Raw genomic sequence first — 19,000 nt, 5'->3', positions numbered from 1 at the left:
CTGCGACACATGGCCACACTTTGGCCATGCCTTGGCCCTGCTGACGGTCAGGTCAGCCGACTAATTAATTGCCGGCCTCATCCGTACTCATTGGTAATGGAACGGAATGAAAGCTCGTTTACAGGCGCATTTCCCTATGCCCTGCGCGGTCGCCGAAGACCACGCCCTGCATGCCCCCAACGGGGGTGGCGGCACAACACCGATACCTCTTGCAAGCCGAATTCAGGCAGGAAACTCATGACCAACGCGTTCGAAATCCCAAGAACTCTCGTCCAGGCCCTTCAGCGCCGCGCGGCGCTGACTCCGGATCGGGTAGCTTTGCGCTTCCTCGCCGACACCGCAGATCAGACCGTGGTGCTCAGTTATCGCGAGCTGGATCAACGGGCGCGGATGATTGCAGGCGCGTTGCAGGAGCAAGCGGATTTCGGTGATCGTGCTGTGCTGCTGTTTCCCAGTGGAGCGGACTACGTAGCGGCGTTTTTCGGTTGTTTGTATGCGGGCGTAATCGCGGTACCGGCTTACCCGCCGGAATCGGCCAAGCGTCATCATCAGGAGCGTCTGCTGTCGATCATCAGCGATGCCGAACCGCGCATGTTGCTGACAAGCTCCGGTCTGCAAGATGCTTTGCAGCAAATCGAAGGTGCGCCGCCTCTGCTGTGCGTGGATACATTGGCAGCTGAGCTGGCCGGGCATTGGCTCGAGCCGGATCTCGATCATGACCACATCGCTTTCCTGCAATACACCTCCGGCTCCACCGCGTTGCCCAAAGGTGTGCAAGTCAGCCACGGCAATCTGGTCGCCAATGAATTGCTGATTCGTCACGGCTTCGGCATCGACCTCAACCCTGATGACGTGATCGTCAGCTGGCTGCCGCTGTACCACGACATGGGCTTGATCGGCGGCCTGTTGCAGCCGATTTTCAGCGGCGTGCCTTGCGTGCTGATGTCGCCTGCGTACTTTCTGGGTCGACCCATGCGCTGGCTGGAAGCGATCAGCGAATACCGCGGCACCATCAGCGGCGGTCCTGATTTTGCCTATCGCCTGTGCAGTGAACGGATCAGCGAATCGGCGCTGGCACGCCTCGATCTGAGTGGTTGGCGAGTGGCTTATTCCGGCTCGGAACCGATTCGTCTCGACACCCTGGAACGCTTCGCCGAGAAGTTCGCGCCGTGCGGTTTCACCCAGGACAATTTCATGGCGTCTTACGGTTTGGCCGAAGCCACGCTGTTCGTCACCGGCACTGCGCGGGGGCAGGGGATCGGCAACCTGCGCGTGGACGAGCAGGCACTGGCGCAAAACCGTGTCCAGCGGGGCGAGGGGACTGCGATCGTGAGTTGCGGCATCAGTCAGCCGGATCACGCGGTGCAGATCGTCGATCCGCTCGCGCTCACCGGGCTGGCCGACAACTCCGTCGGCGAAGTCTGGGCAACCGGGCCGAGCATCGCCCACGGTTACTGGCGCAACCGGCAAGCGTCGGCGCAAACCTTTGTCGAACAGGCCGGCCGCACCTGGCTGCGCACCGGTGATCTGGGGTTCATCCGCGAGGGTGAACTGTTCATCACCGGGCGCTTGAAAGACTTGCTGATCGTGCGCGGGCAAAACCTCTATCCGCAAGACATCGAGCAGATCATCGAGCGCGAAGTGGAAGTGGTGCGCAAAGGTCGGGTCGCCGCGTTTGCAGTAAATGTCGGCGGTCAGGAGAGCATCGGCGTCGCCGCAGAAATCAGCCGCAGCGTACAGAAAATCCTGCCCCCGGATGCGTTGATCAAAGCCATCCGTCAAGCAGTGGCGCAGGCGTATCAGGAAGCGCCGAGTGTGGTGGCATTGCTCAATCCTGGCGCATTGCCGAAGACCTCCAGCGGCAAACTGCAACGCTCGGCGTGCCGTAATCGCCTGGCCGATGGCAGCCTCGACAGCTATGCGCTGTTCCCGTCGGCGAGCATGGACAATTCTGTAGCACTCGACTCAGCTTCGAAGCTGCAGACCCTGATCGGCCGAATCTGGTCCGAGCAATTGCAGGTTGCGCAGGTCGACAGCGATGACCATTTCTTCTTGCTCGGTGGCAACTCCATCGCCGCCACGCAGATGGTTGCGCGACTGCGTGAAGAGCTCAGCCTGGAGCTGAATCTGCGCCTGCTGTTCGAAGCGCCAACCCTCGGCGCTTTTGCAGTTGCCGTGGCCCGACTTCAACAGGATGGCGGCCTCGCCCAAGGCACCATCCCGCGGTTGTCGCGTAGCGAGGCGTTGCCGCAATCGCTCGCGCAAAACCGTCTGTGGATCACCTGGCAACTTGATCCGCAGAGCAGCGCCTACAACATTCCCGGCGCTTTGCGCTTGCGTGGTGGACTGGATGAAAACGCCTTGCGCATCAGTTTTCAGCAGTTGATCGACCGCCACGAATCCCTGCGCACACGGTTCGTCGAGCGTGATGGTGTGGCGCTGCAGCAGGTCGATGCTGATGCCAGACTCAACCTGCAATTGATCGACCTCAGCGAGCTGCCCGAGGCCGAGCGTGAAATCCGTGCTCTGCAGATCCGTGAGGAGGAAGCGCGTGCCCAGTTCGATCTGCAGAAGGGGCTGCTGCTGCGGGTGACGCTGGTGCGCCTGGACGAGGACGATCATCAGTTGCTGGTGACGCTGCATCACATCATCGCCGACGGCTGGTCGCTGAACGTGCTGATCGATGAGTTTTCGCGCCTGTATGCCGCCGCCTCTCAAGGCCAGACTGCGACGCTCGCAGCATTGCCGACGCAGTACGCCGATTACGGCAGCTGGCAGCGTCAATGGCTGGCGCAAGGCGAGGGCGAGCGGCAGTTGGCGTACTGGAAAGCGCAGTTGGGCGAAGAGCATCCGCCCCTCAATCTGGCTACCGATCACCCGCGTTCAGCGCAACAGACTTTCAGTGCGGCGCGTCATTCGATCAAACTCGGCTCAGCGTTGAGCGAAGTGATTCGACAGACTGCGCAGACTCATGAGGCCACGCCGTTCATGCTCTTGCTGGCGGCGTTTCAGAGCCTGCTGCACCGCTACAGCGGCCAGCGCGACATCCGCGTCGGCGTGCCTAATGCCAACCGTCCACGCCTGGAAACCCATGGGCTGATCGGCTTCTTTATCAATACCCAGGTGCTGCGTGCAGAGGTGGACCTGCGGCTGTCTTTCGTTGAGCTATTGGCGCAAACCCGCCAGGCCACATTGGGCGCACAAGCGCATCAGGACCTGCCGTTTGAGCAGTTGCTCGAAGCATTTGCGCAGGCGCGCGAACGAGGCCTGTTCCAGGTCATGTTCAACCATCAGCAACGGGACCTGAGTGCGCTGCGCCGCTTGCCGGGATTGCTTGCCGAAGAACTGCCGTGGCACAGCCGCGAAGCCAAGTTCGATCTGCAACTGCACAGCGAGGAAGACCGCAACGGACGCCTGAGCCTGTCGTTCGATTACGCCAGCGAACTGTTCGAGGCATCGACCATCGAACGTCTCGCGCAACATTTCTGCAACCTGCTCAAAGGCATATGTGCCGCGCCGAAAACCGCTATCGGCGACCTGCAGTTGCTGACGCCGAGCGAGCAGGATCTGCAACAGGACTGGAGCGCCGCGCCGTGTGCTCCGGCGCGCCACTGGCTGCCGGAACTGCTCAACGAGCAGGCGCGGCGCTCACCGCTAAGTACCGCGCTGATGTGGGACGGTGGCAGCCTCGACTTTACCGAACTGCACACCCGGGCCAACCGTCTGGCGCATTACTTGCGCGACAAAGGTGTCGGCCCGGACGTCTGCGTGGCCATTGCGGCCGAGCGTTCGCCGCAACTGCTGATCGGCCTGCTGGCGATCCTCAAGGCGGGCGGAGCCTACGTGCCGCTGGATCCGGACTACCCGGTCGAGCGCCTGGCCTACATGCTCGGCGACAGCGGCGTCGAGCTGCTGCTCACGCAGACCGCTTTGCTTGATCGTCTGCCGGCCAGCGCTGGTGTCAGCGTCATCGCCATGGATGCGCTGCATCTGGAGAGCTGGCCAAGTCAGGCGCCGGGCCTGCATCTGCAGGGCGACAACCTCGCGTATGTGATTTACACCTCGGGTTCGACGGGCCAGCCCAAAGGCGTCAGCAACACCCACGCAGCACTCGCCGAACGCCTGCAATGGATGCAGAACACCTATCAACTGAACGACAGCGACGTGCTGATGCAAAAGGCGCCGATCAGTTTCGACGTCTCGGTGTGGGAATGCTTCTGGCCGCTGATCACCGGTGCCCGGCTGCTGCTGGCCGGGCCGGGCGAACATCGTGATCCGCTACGCATCGCCCAACTGGTTCGGCAATACGGCGTGACCACGTTGCACTTTGTGCCGCCTCTGCTCTCGTTGTTTATCGAAGAGCCGCTCAGCGCTGAATGCACCAGCCTGCGACGGCTTTTCTCCGGTGGCGAAGCCTTGCCAACCGAGGTGCGCGACCGTGTGCTGGCACAGTTGCCGGCGGCGCAATTGCACAACCGCTATGGCCCCACCGAAACCGCGATCAATGTCACCCACTGGCACTGCACAACGGATGATGGCGAGCGTTCGCCAATCGGGCGGCCGCTGGGCAATGTCATCTGTCGAGTGCTCGACGGCGAGCTCAACCCGCTGCCGGCCGGCGTGCCAGGTGAACTGTGCATCAGCGGCACCGGTCTGGCGCGTGGCTATCTTGGCCGACCGGGTTTGACCGCCGAACGCTTTGTGGTCGATCCACTGGGCGGGCAGGGCGCGCGGCTTTATCGCACCGGCGACCGTGCGCGCTGGAGTGCCGATGGCGTGATCGAATACCTGGGGCGTCTCGACCAGCAGGTCAAACTGCGCGGCTTTCGCGTCGAACCGCAGGAAATCGAAGCGCACCTGCTCGCCCAGGCCGGCGTCGCTCAAGCCGTGGTGCTGGTGCGCGAAACGGCGGCCGGTGAGCAGTTGATCGGTTACTACACCGCCTCTGATTGCAACGAAGCTGCCGAGCAACAACGCGCTCGCCTCAGCGCTGCGCTGGCAGCCGGGTTGCCTGAATATATGGTCCCGGCACAACTGATGCGTCTGCAGCAGATGCCGCTCAGCCCCAGCGGCAAACTCGACCGCCGCGCTTTACCTGAACCGCACTGGCAGGTGCGCGAACACGTCGAGCCGATCACGGCGCTGGAGCAACAGATCGCCGCTGTCTGGCGCGATGTGCTGGGCCTCGCGCAAATCGGTCTGCGCGATGACTTTTTTGCGCTCGGCGGCCACTCGCTGTTGGCCACGCAAATCATCTCGCGCAGCCGTCAGGCCTGTGACGTCGAGCTGCCCTTGCGGACATTGTTCGAGCACAGTGAACTCGGTGCCTTCGCTGAACAGGTTCGGCTGATTCAGGTCAGCGGCAGCACCAACAAACAGCCGCCCATCGCCAGCGTCGATCGGCGCAAACCGGTGCCGCTCTCTTACTCACAGCAACGCATGTGGTTCCTCTGGCAGATGGAGCCCGACAGCCCGGCCTACAACGTCGGCGGCATGGCGCGGCTGCGTGGAGTGCTTGATGTCGGACGGTTCGAGGCGGCATTGCAGGCACTGATCATTCGCCACGAAACCTTGCGCACTACGTTCCCGAGCGTCGACGGCGTGGCGCAACAGCGGGTGCACGCCCAAACCGGCCTACGCATGGACTGGAAAGATTTTTCAGCGCTGAACCCCGACTTGCGCGAGCAACGAGTGCAAGCGCTGGCCGACAGCGAGGCGCACCAGCCGTTCGATCTGGAGACCGGCCCGCTGCTGCGCGCCTGCCTGGTCAAGACTGCCGAGCATGAGCACTATCTGGTGCTGACCCTGCATCACATCGTCACCGAAGGCTGGGCAATGGACATTTTCGCCCGCGAACTCAGCGCGCTGTATGAAGCATTCGTCGATGACCGCGAATCGCCGTTGCAACCCTTGCCGGTGCAATACCTCGATTACAGCGTCTGGCAGCGGCAGTGGCTGGAATCCGGTGAACGTCAGCGTCAGCTCGATTACTGGACGGCCCAACTGGGTCGGGAACATCCGCTGCTGGAGCTACCCGCCGACCGGCCGCGTCCTGCGATGCAAAGTCATCGGGGCGAGCTGTACCGCTTCGATCTGAGCGATGAGCTGGCTGGCCGGGTCCGGGCGTTCAATGCGCAGAACGGTCTGACCCTGTTCATGACCATGACTGCCGCGCTGGCCGTGCTGCTTTACCGCTACAGCGGCCAGACCGACCTGCGCATCGGGGCGCCGGTGGCCAACCGGATTCGGCCGGAAAGCGAAGGGCTGATCGGCGCTTTCCTCAATACCCAGGTACTGCGCTGCCAGCTCGACGGGCAAATGTCCGTCGCGGAGTTGTTCGAGCAGGTCCGCCACACCGTCATCGAAGGTCAGTCGCATCAGGACTTGCCCTTCGATCATCTGGTCGAAGCCTTGCAGCCGCCACGCAGCGCCGCGTACAACCCGCTGTTTCAGGTGATGTGCAACGTGCAGCGCTGGGAGTTTCAGCAGAGCCGCACACTCGCCGGCATGACTGTCGAGTACCTGGCCAACGATGCCCGCGCGACCAAGTTCGACCTCAACCTGGAGGTCACCGACCTCGATCATCGCCTCGGTTGCTGCCTGACTTACAGCACCGATCTGTTTGATGAACCGCGCATTGGGCGCATGGCCGGGCACTGGCGCACTCTGCTGGAAGCGCTGCTCGCCGACCCGCAGCAACGCCTTGGCGAACTGCCGCTGCTGGACGCGAGCGAACAGCAATCGCTGCTGGACAGCCTCGGTGTCGAGCCGGGCGAGCATCGTCTCGATCAGTGCATTCATCAATTGTTCAGCGAACAGGCACTCATCCGTGGCGACGCGCCGGCGCTGACGTTTGCCGATGAAACCCTGAGCTACGCCGAGCTCGACCGCCGCGCCAATCGCCTGGCCTGGGTACTGCGCGAGCGCGGTGTCGGGCCGCAGGTGCGCGTCGGCCTGGCACTGGAACGTTCGCTGGAAATGGTCATCGGCCTGCTGGCGATTCTCAAGGCCGGCGGCGCGTACGTGCCGCTGGATCCGGAATACCCGCTTGATCGTTTGCATTACATGATCGAAGACAGCGGCGTCGGTTTGCTGCTCAGCGACGCAGCGATGTTTGACGCGTTAGGCGAATTGCCGCCGGGTGTTGAGCGCTGGTGCCTGGAAGACGACGCCGCGGCACTGGCCGATGATCCGGCCAGCGAGTTGCCGTTTGTCAGCTTGCCGCAGCATCAGGCCTACCTGATTTACACCTCCGGTTCCACCGGCAAACCGAAAGGCGTGGTGGTGTCCCACGGTGAAATCGCTATGCATTGCCGTGCCGTGATCGAACGCTTCGGCATGCGCCCGGACGACTGCGAACTGCACTTCTATTCGATCAACTTCGACGCCGCCACCGAACGTTTGCTGGTGCCGCTGCTGAGTGGTGCGCAAGTGGTTTTGCGGGCTCAAGGGCAGTGGGATGCGCAAGACGTCTGTGGGCTGATTCGCCGTCACCGCATCAATATTCTCGGATTCACCCCTAGTTACGGCAGCCAGTTGGCACAATGGCTGGCCACCCAGGGTGACACCCTGCCGGTGCGCATGTGCATCACCGGTGGCGAAGCATTGACGGGTGAACATTTGCAGCGGATTCGCGCAGCTTTCACACCGGAGCTGTTCTTCAACGCCTATGGCCCGACCGAAACCGTGGTCATGCCGCTGGCGAGTCTGGCGCCGGAGCAGCTCGAAGAAGGCCTGGGCAGTGTGCCCATCGGCAGCGTCATCGGTGCGCGTGTGGCGTACATTCTCGACAATGACCTGGCGTTGGTGCCGCAAGGCGCGACCGGCGAGTTGTGCGTCGGTGGTGCCGGTCTGGCGCAGGGTTATCACCAGCGCCCGGGGATCACCGCCGAGCGCTTTGTCGCTAACCCGTTCATGGCCGATGGTGGGCGAATCTACCGAACCGGCGACCTGGTGCGGCAGCGCGCTGATGGCCTGGTCGAGTACCTGGGACGTATCGACCATCAAGTGAAGATTCGCGGCTTCCGCATCGAACTTGGCGAAATCGAGACCCGACTGCTGGAACATCCTTCGATCCGCGAAGCAGTGGTGCTTGCGCTCGACGCGCCGAGCGGCAAACAGCTGGTTGGCTATCTGGTCACCGACGTGGGTTCACAGGATGAAAATCAGCAAGCGGCACTGCGCGATGCGCTAAAGAATCACCTGAAATCCCGGTTGCCGGACTACATGGTGCCGACGCACCTGATCCTGCTGCCGAGCATGCCGCTGACCGCCAACGGCAAGCTCGATCGACGCGCCTTGCCGGCCCCTGATCCGGAGCTCAACCGTCAGCATTACGTAGCCCCGAGCAACGAACTTGAGCTGGCCCTGGCGAGCATTTGGTGCGCTGTGCTGAACGTCGAACAGGTCGGTCTCAACGACAATTTCTTCGAGCTGGGCGGCGATTCGATCCTGTCAATCCAGGTCGTCAGCCGAGCGCGCCAGCAGGGCATCCACTTCAGCCCGCGCGATCTGTTCCAGCACCAGACCGTGCAGACCCTTGCGGCGGTTGCCACCGGCACTGCACAGGTCACGGCCGAGCAAGGATTGCTCAGCGGCGAATCGCTTCTGACGCCGATCCAGCATTGGTTTTTCGACACTGAGATTGTCCAGCGTCAGCACTGGAATCAGGCACTGCTGCTGGCGCCAACGGTGGCACTGGAACCGCATCGCCTGGAGCAGGCGCTGCTGGCGGTGATCGAGCAGCACGATGCGCTGCGTCTGCGTTTTGAGCAAAGCGCCGGCGAATGGAAAGCCCATCATCAGGCGTTCTGCGATGCGCCGGTGCTGTTGCAGGTGCAGGTCGCGTCGTTGGAAAAATGCACGGCCCTGTTCGCCGATGCCCAGCGCAGTCTGAACCTCCAACACGGTCCGTTGATGCGCGTGCTGCTGGTCGATGGACCGGAGGGCGCGCAACGCTTGTTTATCGCCATTCATCACCTGGTGGTCGACGGGGTTTCCTGGCGCGTGGTGCTTGACGATCTGCAGTCCGTTTACCGTCAACTGGAACACCAACAGTCGGTCAGACTGCCGGCGAAAACCAGCGCCTTGCGCGACTGGGCCGCGCGTTTGCAGGCGTATGCCGGCAGCGAATCGCTGCGTGAAGAGTTGAAGTGGTGGCAGGCGCAACTGGCGGGCCCAGGCGCCGAATTACCCTGCCATCGCGCGGACGGCGGTCGGCAGAATCGGCACGCGCAAACCGTCAGCGTGCGCCTCGACGCCGAGGCAACCCGGCAGTTGCTGCAACAGGCGCCGAGCGCTTATCGGACTCAGGTCAATGACCTGCTGTTGAACGCATTGGCCCGAGTGGTGTGCCGCTGGAGCGGTCATGAATCGGCGCTGATTCAGCTCGAGGGCCATGGCCGCGAAAGCCTGTTCGACGACGTCGACCTGACCCGCACCGTGGGCTGGTTCACCAGCGCTTATCCGTTGCGTCTAACCCCTTTGGCAGAGCAGGGTGCGTCGATCAAGGCGATCAAGGAACAACTGCGCGCGGTGCCGCACAAGGGGTTGGGGTATGGGGTGCTGCGTTACCTCGCCGACGATCTGTGCCGGCAGACCATGGCCGCGCTGCCGGTTGCACCGATCACCTTCAATTACCTCGGTCAGTTCGACCAGAGCTTCGGCGCCGACGCACTGTTCCTTCCGCTCGACGAACCGGTCGGTGCGGCACACGACGAGCATGCCCCGCTGCCCAATGAGCTGAGCGTCGACAGTCAGGTCTACGGCGGCGAACTGGTACTGCGCTGGACGTTCAGCGCCGAGCGCTACGATCCGCAGACCATCGATGATCTGGCGAACGCCTACCTCGGCGAATTGCACAGCGTGATTGAGCACTGCCTGCAGGACACGGCCGGCGGCCTGACGCCGTCGGATTTCCCGCTGGCAAAACTGACCCAGCTCCAACTGGATGCGCTGCCGATCCCGGCGGCCAACATCGAGGACGTATACCCATTGACGCCGATGCAGGAAGGCATGCTGCTGCACACCTTGCTCGAACCGGGCACCGGCCTCTACTACATGCAGGACCGTTACCGCATCAATAGTGAGCTTGATCCGCAGCGGTTTGCCCAGGCCTGGCAAGCGGTGAACGCCCGTCACGAAGCCTTGCGCGCGTCGTTCTGCTGGAACGTCGGCGAAGACATGCTGCAAGTGATCCACAAACCGGGCAGCACACCGATCGAGTACCTGGACTGGAGCGCCGTCGTCGAGAGCGAGCAAGAGCCAAAACTGCAAACGCTGCTGAAAAGTGAACGCGAAGCCGGGTTCGATCTGTTGCATCAGGCGCCGTTCCACTTGCGCCTGATCAAGGTTGGCGCGGCGCGTTACTGGTTCATGATGAGCAATCACCACATCCTGATTGACGCCTGGTGCCGTTCGTTGCTGATGAATGATTTCTTCGAAATCTACACGGCGCTCGGCGAAGGACGTGACGCGCAATTGCCGTTGCCGCCGCGCTATCGCGATTACATTGGCTGGCTGCAACGGCAGAGTCTGACCGAAGCGCGCCAGTGGTGGAAAAGCAATTTGCAAGGCTTCGAGCGAACCACGCCTATTCCGAGCGACCGACCGTTCCTGCGTGAACATGCCGGCGACAGCGGCGGAATGATCGTCGGCGATCGCTACACCCGACTGGATGCCCGCGACGGTGCAAGGCTGCGTCAACTGGCGCAGGCGCATCAGTTGACCATCAACACCTTCGCGCAAGCGGCGTGGGCGTTGGTGTTGCGGCGCTTGAGCGGTGATCGCGACGTGCTGTTCGGCGTCACTGTGGCCGGGCGTCCTGTAGAAATGCCAGAGATGCAACGCACCGTCGGGCTGTTCATCAACAGCGTCGCGCTGCGGGTGAAAATCCCCGAAGACGAGCAACCCTGCAGCGTCCGCGAATGGCTCAGCGGTTTACTCGACAGCAATATGCAGCTGCGTGAGTACGAATATCTGCCGCTGGTGAGCATTCAGGAAAACAGCGAATTGCCTAAAGGCCAGCCGCTGTTCGACAGCCTGTTCGTGTTCGAAAACGCGCCAGTGGAAGTCTCGGTGCTGGACCGCGCGCAGAGCCTGAATGCGACCTCGGATTCGGGCCGCACCCACACCAATTTCCCGCTGACCGCCGTGTGTTATCCGGGCGATGACCTTGGCTTGCATCTCTCGTATGACCAGCGCTATTTCGACGAATCGACCATCGAGCGGATGCTCGCCGAGTTCAAGCGTTTGCTGCTGGCGCTGGTTGAAGGCTTCCACGGTGAGATGGCGGATCTGCCGCTGCTCGGTGCCGATGAGCGGGGTTTTCTGCTCCACGGCTGCAATCAGAGTGAGCACGATTACCCGCTGCAGCAGAGCTACGTTGCATTGTTCGAAACGCAAGTGGCTCGGCACCCGCAGCGGATTGCCGCGAGTTGCCTGGATCGGCAGCTCACTTATTTCGAGCTGAATCGGCGCAGCAACCGACTCGGCCATGCACTGATCGCCGCCGGTGTCGGCCTGGATCAACCGGTAGCATTGCTGGCCGAACGCAACCTCGATCTGCTCGGCATGATCATCGGCAGCTTCAAGGCCGGTGCGGGTTATCTGCCGCTGGACCCGGCGCTTCCCAGTCCGCGTCTGGGTCGAATTATCGAGTTGAGCCGCACGCCGCTGCTGGTCTGCACTCGGTCCTGTCACGAACAGGCCGTCGCGTTGCTGGACGCGTTCGCCTGCACCAATCGACCGAAACTGCTGGTCTGGGAAGAGGTCCAGGCGAGCGCGGTCGCGCTGGATAATCCAGGCGTCTACAGCGGTCCGGATAACCTCGCTTACGTGATCTACACCTCGGGCTCCACCGGTTTGCCGAAAGGCGTGATGGTCGAGCAACGCGGCATGCTCAATAACCAGTTCAGCAAAGTCCCTTATCTCAACCTGAGTGAGGCCGATGTGATCGCGCAGACGGCGTCGCAAAGCTTCGATATCTCGGTCTGGCAGTTCCTCGCCGCACCGCTGTTCGGCGCGCGGGTGGACATCGTGCCGAACACCCTCGCCCACGATCCGCAGGGTTTGTTGGCGCATGTCTCGGCTCAGGGCATCACCGTGCTGGAGAGCGTGCCGTCGTTGATTCAGGGCATGCTCGCGCAGGAACGCATGAGCCTCGACGGTCTGCGCTGGATGCTGCCGACCGGTGAAGCAATGCCGCCGGAGCTCGCCCGTCAATGGCTGTTGCGCTACCCGGAAATTGGCCTGGTAAACGCCTATGGCCCGGCAGAATGTTCCGATGACGTGGCCTTTTTCCGCGTCGACCTGGCGTCGACTCGGGGCAGTTATCTGCCGATTGGAACGCCGACTGACAATAACCGTTTGTACCTGCTCGATGGTGCGCTGGAACTGGTGCCGCTGGGCGCGGTGGGCGAGTTGTGCGTCGCCGGTACGGGCGTCGGCCGTGGTTATGTCAGCGATCCGTCGCGCACCGCGCAGGTGTTTGTGCCGAATCCATTAGGCGCGCAGGGTGACCGTTTGTACCGCACTGGCGATCTGGCGCGGCGGCGCACCGACGGCGTGCTGGAATACGTCGGGCGGACCGACCAGCAGGTAAAAATTCGCGGCTACCGCATCGAGCTGGGCGAAATCGAAGCCCGTCTGCACGAGCAACCAGAGATACGCGATGCCGCAGTGGGTGTGCAGGAGGGCGCTAACGGCAAGCATTTGGTCGGCTATTTGGTGGCAACGGCTTCGGCGCTGAATCCTGGCGAACGTCTGGAGCGAATCAAGCAGCGGTTGCGTGCCGAGTTGCCGGAATACATGGTGCCGCTGCACTGGTTGTGGCTCGAGCGGATGCCGTTGAACGCTAACGGCAAACTGGATCGCAAGTTGCTGCCTGCGCTGGAGATCGGTCAGTTGCAGAGCCAGGATTACCAGCCGCCGCGCAATGAACTGGAGCAGACACTCGCGGACATTTGGGCGCAGGTACTGAAGGTCGAGAGGGTGGGTGTAGAAGATAACTTCTTCGAACTCGGTGGACATTCGTTGCTGGCAACGCAGATTGCATCCCGGGTGCAGAAAACCCTGCAGCGTGATGTACCGTTGCGGGCAATGTTCGAGTGCAGCACGGTGGCGGAACTGGCGACGTACATCAACGCGTTGGCGTCGAGCGATATGACCGAGGAGAAGGTGGATCGCCTGAATGACTTGCTGGCGGAGCTGGAGGGGCTGTAGGCGGATACCTGTGTGGCAACTGCAAGTTGCTCGAACTTGCAGGATGCTATCGCAAGTCACCAAGCGATAAACCGCTGCCTGAAAGGATGCCAGGTATATCAATGCCCACTGAAAAAAATTCTTTCCGACGCGGGTGCCCCGGACAACAAATGGATGTTCTTTATCATTAGACCCATGAATATAACATCGTCACAGCCGGTGCGAATTTCATACTTGTCCTGGCAATCACCGTTAGTTTCAAACTTGCGAAGTGGGACTCATTGTTCTTGTATCGCTGCAAGTCGTTTTAACGATCGCTGGTTGTGGTGATGAATTTTAGACGTGGTGGTCATCAGTTTATTCGCAGCTATGGTGAGTTGAACTGTTATTTTCCGCAGGATCATTGCAAATTATTAAAAGTGTTGTAACGCCGGTTGTAGTTGCGGTGTGTACAGATGTATAGGTTGACGGTCGATTTTCGTCGCGGCAGGCTGGGTAATTCTTATCGCTAGGCCACCTCAACAGGAGACAACCCATGCCGTTCTTTACCGTAGATGGACAACCGCTGCATTACGTCGATCAGGGCACCGGCCCCGCCGTGCTGCTGGCCGGCAGTTACTTGTGGGATCAGAGCATGTGGGCGCCTCAGATCGAGGCGTTGTCACGGCATTACCGGGTGATTGCCCCAGAGCTTTGGGGGCATGGCGAATCCGGACGACTGCCCGAAGGCACGACGTCACTGGATGATATTGCCCGTCAAGCGTTGGCGTTGATCGATCATCTTGGCATCGACCGCTTTACACTGGTGGGGCTGTCGGTCGGCGGCATGTGGGGGGTACGGGCGGCACTGTCGGCTGCGCAACGCATTGACGGTCTGGTGCTGATGGACACCTACGCCGGCGTGGAACCCGAGCCGACCCGCCAATATTATTTCGGACTGTTGAAACAGATCGAAGAAACCGGCGAAATCACTCCGCAATTGCTGGATATCGTGGTGCCGATATTCTTCCGTCCGGGTATTGATCCACAGTCGCCGCTATACCAGGAGTTTCGCGCTTCGCTGGCGGCGTTGCCAGCCGATCGCTTGCGTGAAAGCATCGTCCCGATGGGACGGATTACGTTTGGACGAGACGATTTCATGTCACGGCTGAGTGAGCTGAACCCGGCGACAACGCTGGTGATGTGTGGCGATCAGGACAAACCGCGACCGCCCTCGGAGGCGAAGGAGATGGCTGAACTGATCGGCTGCCCGTGCGTACTGGTGCCGGATGCCGGACATATTTCAAGTCGGGAAAATCCGCAGTTTGTGACGGAGAAGTTGCTGAGGTTTCTGGCCGATACAAACTAGCCGTTTTTGCTGACGCTTTCGCGAGCAGGCTCGCTCCCACAGGGGAATGCATTCCATTGCAGGAGTGAGCCTGCTCGCGCGCTCACAGGGAACAGCATTTTCAATGTGGGAGTGAGCCTGCTCGCGCGCTCACAGGGAACAGCATTTTCATTGTGGGAGCGAGCCTGCTCGCGAAGGGGCCAGCGAGGTTTCGCAATGTCTCAGAGGACCTACTTCGGCCCGAGAATCTTCACCAGCTTATCCGGCGACGGAGCGCCTTGTTGCTGCTGCAACTCGCCCTTGTCGTCCACATAGAAAATCGCCGGGGTGGCAGACAACTCCAGCTCTTCCATCAACTGCATGTTCGCCGCCAGTTTCGCCTGGATCGCCGGTGGCACTTCCTTTAGCGCTTTCAACTGGCTGGCCTTGCCGGCACCTTCGTGGTCTTGCAGGGCTTTCTGGGGATCCTTGGCCGCGAGCAACGCAGCCGATTTGCCCGGACTGTCCTCGCGAATGATGCCGACCATGATGTGTCGCAGCTGCACTTTGCCCGCCTTCACCCACGGCCTGGCCTGTTCCCAGAACATGTTGCAATAAGGGCAGTTCGGATCGCTGAACATGTAAACGATGCGCGGCGCGTCCTTGTTGCCATCGGCGATCCAGCTGCTGGCTTCCATCTTGGCCAGGACTTCTTTCGACATCGGCGCGTAGACCAGCTTCTGCAAAGGCTCGCTGCTCAGGTCATTGCCATCGGCATCAAACAGATTGCCCAGCAATACGTGTTTGCCATCCGGCGTCAGGTACAGCGCCATGCCACGGTTCTGGTACTGCGCGGCATAACCGCGCAAACCGTCGGGGGCGTCGAACTGGCCGACGATTTTGGCACCCTTGGCTTCGATTTTTTTGATCGCGTCAGGCAGTTCTTCGGCGGCCTGCAGCGAAGGCAGATGAAGAATCGCTGCGCTCAGGGTCAGCATCAGCAGGTGGCGGAAGCGGGGCATGGTGTTTTCCTTGAAGAGGTGGCCGGTGTGGCAGCAGGGAGGCTGTCGAAATTTTCCAGGGCGCGGGCCAGACTGGCTTCCGACAATTCGCCCAGATGGCTGCCCAGCAGCCGGCCGTCGGGGTTATAGAACAGCGTAGTCGGCAAAGCCATCGAACCCACGGCCTGGCCCAGGCGGCCACTGCCGTCGAACAGCACGTTGCTCAGGCTAAGGCCTTGGGTTTCCAGATAGGTGGCGACGCTTTGCATGCTTTCCGCCTGATTGACGAACAGAAAAGTCAGGTCCGGGCGCTGCATCTGCGCGTTCTCCAGTACCGGCATTTCCCGGCGACAGGGCGGACACCAGGTCGCCCAGAGGTTAATGACCAGCGGCCCGCCCTTGTAATCCGCCAATTGCACGGTGTCCCCGGCGGCATTGCGCAGGGTGATTTCCGGCAGACGCGTGCCTTGTTCGTAAATCGTCAGAGAGAAGGTTGCCAGCAACCAGAAGGCGACGCCGCTGGCCACGCCGAAGCCCAACGGACGACGCAAGCCAGGACGACGCCAGCCGCGATACAAAGCGCCGAGCAGCAGCGCAAGCACACCCGGCCAGGCAAGAAAACCGCCGTCGCGCACATCGATCATCTGCCACGGATCATCACGGTAATGCGTCCAGTACATGGCCACGAAACTGATTCGTGCCGCCAGCATGCCGAGCAGAAACAAGCTGAACAGCGCCGACTCGGGGTTTTCGCCACCGCGTTTGGCCGTTCGCCAGCCGACAAAAGTCGCCAGCGCCAAGGCACTGATCAGCAGCAGATGGTTGAGCGCAATGGCGAAGGTGCCGAGGGTAAAGGTCAGCATTAACGGGCGTCTCGGGTGGTGGTCCAGCGTTGCAGGAATGTTTTGGCATCGACTTCGCCAGTGATGCGTTTACTGCGTCGCTCTTCACCGTCGGCGCCAAGCCAGAGGAAGCTTGGCGGTCCCGGCACTTTAAAGCGGCTGAGCAATTCGCGGCTGGCGACATTGTCGGCGGTCACGTCGAGGCGCAGCAAGCGCACTTCACTCAGTGCGTCGAGGACTTCGGGTTTGGCGAATACCTGCTTTTCCATGACTTTGCACGAGACACACCAGTCGGCATAGTAGTCCAGCAGTACCCACTGACCTTGCGCCTTAGCGGCGTCCAATTCCTTTTGCAGCGCTGCCGGATCCTTGATCGTGGTGAATGCGTCGTGACCCACCGGGCGTGTGAGCGTGCTCGCTTTCGAAGCGTTGAACACCTGCAGGGGCTGGAACAGTTCGCCGCTGCCACCTGCCGCGCCGATCATCAACAAGCTGCCCCATAACCCCATCAGCAGTGCACTGGCGCCGAACAGATGGGCGACGCGCCCGAACCCCTCCGACTGCTTCCACGCACTGTAAGCGGCGATCAACAGCAATGCGCCGCACAGTCCAATCCACAGCGATTCGTCCAGTAGCGGACGCACCATCAACAGTGCGGTGGCCAGGAACAGAAAACCGAATACGCCTTTGAGCAGGTTCATCCAGGCGCCGGGTTTGGGCAGGAAGCGATTGCCCACGGTCACCAGCAGCAGCAGCGGAACACCCATCCCGATGCCCATGGCAAACAGGATCAAGCCACCGTGCAGCGCGTTGCCACTTTGCGCTATATAGAGCAGCGCGCCTGCCAGTGGGGCGGTCATGCACGGTCCGACCAGCAAACCGGATACGGCGCCTAACACACCGGCCCCGATCAGGCTGCCACCGCGCTGACCGCGCGAGACATTTTCCAGTCGATCACGCACGGCCACCGGTAATTGAAGTTCGAAGAAGCCGAACATCGGCAGCGCCAGCAACACAAACACCGCCGCGAACGTGCCGAGCAACCATGGATTCTGCAACAGTGCCTGCAGGTTTGCCCCGAGCAGTGCCGCCAATACGCCCAGCCCTGCGTACACCAGCGCCATGCTGACGACATAACTGCTCGCCAGGGCGAACCCGCGTTTAGGTGAGGCGCCACTGCCAACGACCAAGCCTGCGAGGATCGGCAACATCGGTAAGGTGCAAGGGGTGAACGCCAGCAACAGGCCGAGGCCGAAGAACACCAGCAAACTCCAGCCCAGTGCGCGTTGCTGCAAGCCGCTGGCTAATGCTTCATCCGGTGCCTGCGCGACTGTCGATGCGCCGGGCATTCCGCCCAGTTCCACAATCTTGGTCTGCGGCGGATAACAGAGGCCAGCATCCGCACAGCCCTGGAAACCGACTTTGATCTGGCCTGTGGCACCGGCCGGGATCTTTAGCTCAAGACCTTGCCGGTAAACTTGCTGTTCGCCAAAAAACTCGTCGCTGTGCGACTCCCCCGTTGGTAGTGCGGGGGTGTGGTCCTTCGACAAACCGTCGAATTTCAGACGCTGCTGATAGAGGTAATAGCCGTCGGCGATTTGCCAATAAAGCTGCGTTTCCCCTGATTCGAGACGTTCTGAGGTGAAAGTGAACGCTTTATCTACCGCAAGGAAATCGGGTTTGGTTTCAAACGGATTGCCCCCGGCCTGAGCCAGGCCGGAGACCAGAAGAGCAAAAATGAAGAATAGCTGACGCATTGGTGAGAGCCTTGTCCCTGTGCAATTGCAGTGCACGATGGGGGCGCGCGATTAACCTCCGATTAACTTTGCTCCACTGCGAGCGTGATCGTGTTTCAACAGGTGACTACTCAAACGCGCAGCAGCCCTGGCCAGGTGACATCACTGACTCGAAGCGGCCCGGCCAGAAGTCTCAGATTGGGAAGGTCATAGCGCATATACCGATTCTGCGTGAGAAAGACGTAATAGTGGCTGTCGGCCAGTGTTCGGTCGTTTTGCACGGCCGTAATAATCAGGTCCTTATGAGGAGCAAGTCCCGGCAACGTTTTGTCGAACACTTTCAATGACGCCGGTTTGGATCGGTGTAGATCAAGGTAGATGGACTTGCCATCCTTCAGCAGAAAATGAAATCGACGAGGGTGCAGGGCGGAAGACTTGAATGTCCCGGTTATAATTTGATCAAAATGCGGAAGAATAGGATGCCAGATGGATTTCGCCACGCTGGTAATGATTTCTACCCGATTGTCATCCTGATCGTATTTACAAACTGTTGGAATACCGTCCTTGTAGAAGAACAGCCAGAGGCTGTCGGAATCAAAGTCAAAGGCAGTCGTAATGTCGATGCCTGAGGTTGCAAACCCGAAAAGGAGGTGTTTGGCATACGGATGAAAGTCGCCCCAGTCACGCTGATCGATCCCTTTGGGGTAGCCGTCTTCTACTCTGTCTTCGGCGATGTCAAAGCGCGAATAAGTGTTGGTGTCCTTGAAGAAGAAATAAATCTTGTCCTTTCCTGCGCGCCAGTCGACGGCCACAAAATTTTCAAGTGTGTTCATGGTCACGAATCCGTTCATGTGATGGTTGGTTTTTTAATTTGTTTACTATTAGAGTTTGATGCAGATTCAGGTTATCCCTAAG

General features: G+C 60.7%; 6 protein-coding genes. 2 read left to right on the top strand and 4 right to left on the bottom strand.

All coding sequences use genetic code 11. The annotated features are described in order from the left end of the window. The first annotated feature begins 237 nt into the window (after positions 1-237). Both F8N12_RS17195 and F8N12_RS17190 read left to right on the top strand, forming a co-directional pair. A complete protein-coding gene (locus F8N12_RS17195) occupies positions 238-13,221 on the top strand; it encodes a non-ribosomal peptide synthetase (RefSeq protein ID WP_150581525.1) in 12,984 nt (4,327 codons plus the stop codon). Positions 13,222-13,735: 514 nt separating this feature from the next. After that, entirely contained in the window at positions 13,736-14,548 is an 813-nt protein-coding gene (locus F8N12_RS17190) for an alpha/beta fold hydrolase (RefSeq protein ID WP_150581524.1), read from the top strand. Between the two features lie 209 nt (positions 14,549-14,757). Here the strand turns inward: F8N12_RS17190 and dsbG are convergent, their stop codons facing one another. From dsbG to F8N12_RS17170, 4 genes are all read right to left on the bottom strand, one after another. Then, positions 14,758-15,528 carry a thiol:disulfide interchange protein DsbG gene (gene dsbG, locus F8N12_RS17185; protein ID WP_150581523.1) on the bottom strand — a complete coding sequence of 257 codons (771 nt, stop codon included), beginning with the start codon at positions 15,526-15,528 and terminating at the stop codon, positions 14,758-14,760. Continuing rightward, a complete protein-coding gene (locus F8N12_RS17180; RefSeq protein ID WP_150581522.1) occupies positions 15,504-16,370 on the bottom strand; it encodes a TlpA disulfide reductase family protein in 867 nt (288 codons plus the stop codon). Before F8N12_RS17180 ends, dsbG begins: the two co-directional genes overlap by 25 nt. Further along, positions 16,370-18,106 (bottom strand): protein-disulfide reductase DsbD, encoded by a 1,737-nt coding sequence (gene dsbD / locus F8N12_RS17175; RefSeq protein ID WP_150581521.1) that lies wholly within the window; start codon positions 18,104-18,106, stop codon positions 16,370-16,372. The genes F8N12_RS17180 and dsbD overlap by 1 nt, the downstream gene beginning before the upstream one ends. Before the next feature lie 110 nt (positions 18,107-18,216). After that, the gene (locus tag F8N12_RS17170; RefSeq protein WP_150581520.1) at positions 18,217-18,918 is read right to left on the bottom strand and encodes a hypothetical protein; all 702 of its coding nucleotides are present in this window, start codon (positions 18,916-18,918) and stop codon (positions 18,217-18,219) included. Positions 18,919-19,000: the final 82 nt, after the last annotated feature.

The organism is Pseudomonas fluorescens (assembly GCF_902497625.1).
Taxonomy (GTDB): domain Bacteria; phylum Pseudomonadota; class Gammaproteobacteria; order Pseudomonadales; family Pseudomonadaceae; genus Aquipseudomonas; species Aquipseudomonas fluorescens_BQ.
The sequence above is the reverse complement of the archived record's forward strand: the minus strand, read 5'-3'. Positions and strand labels throughout refer to the sequence as shown.

Bases quoted from the DNA above. Each gene is read 5' to 3' on its own strand.
- F8N12_RS17195 (WP_150581525.1), top strand. From the start codon at position 238: ATGACCAACGCGTTCGAAATCCCAAGAACTCTCGTCCAGGCCCTTCAG.
- F8N12_RS17170 (WP_150581520.1), bottom strand. From the start codon at position 18,918: ATGAACACACTTGAAAATTTTGTGGCCGTCGACTGGCGCGCAGGAAAG.
- dsbD (WP_150581521.1), bottom strand. From the start codon at position 18,106: ATGCGTCAGCTATTCTTCATTTTTGCTCTTCTGGTCTCCGGCCTGGCT.
- dsbG (WP_150581523.1), bottom strand. From the start codon at position 15,528: ATGCCCCGCTTCCGCCACCTGCTGATGCTGACCCTGAGCGCAGCGATT.
- F8N12_RS17190 (WP_150581524.1), top strand. From the start codon at position 13,736: ATGCCGTTCTTTACCGTAGATGGACAACCGCTGCATTACGTCGATCAG.
- F8N12_RS17180 (WP_150581522.1), bottom strand. From the start codon at position 16,370: ATGCTGACCTTTACCCTCGGCACCTTCGCCATTGCGCTCAACCATCTG.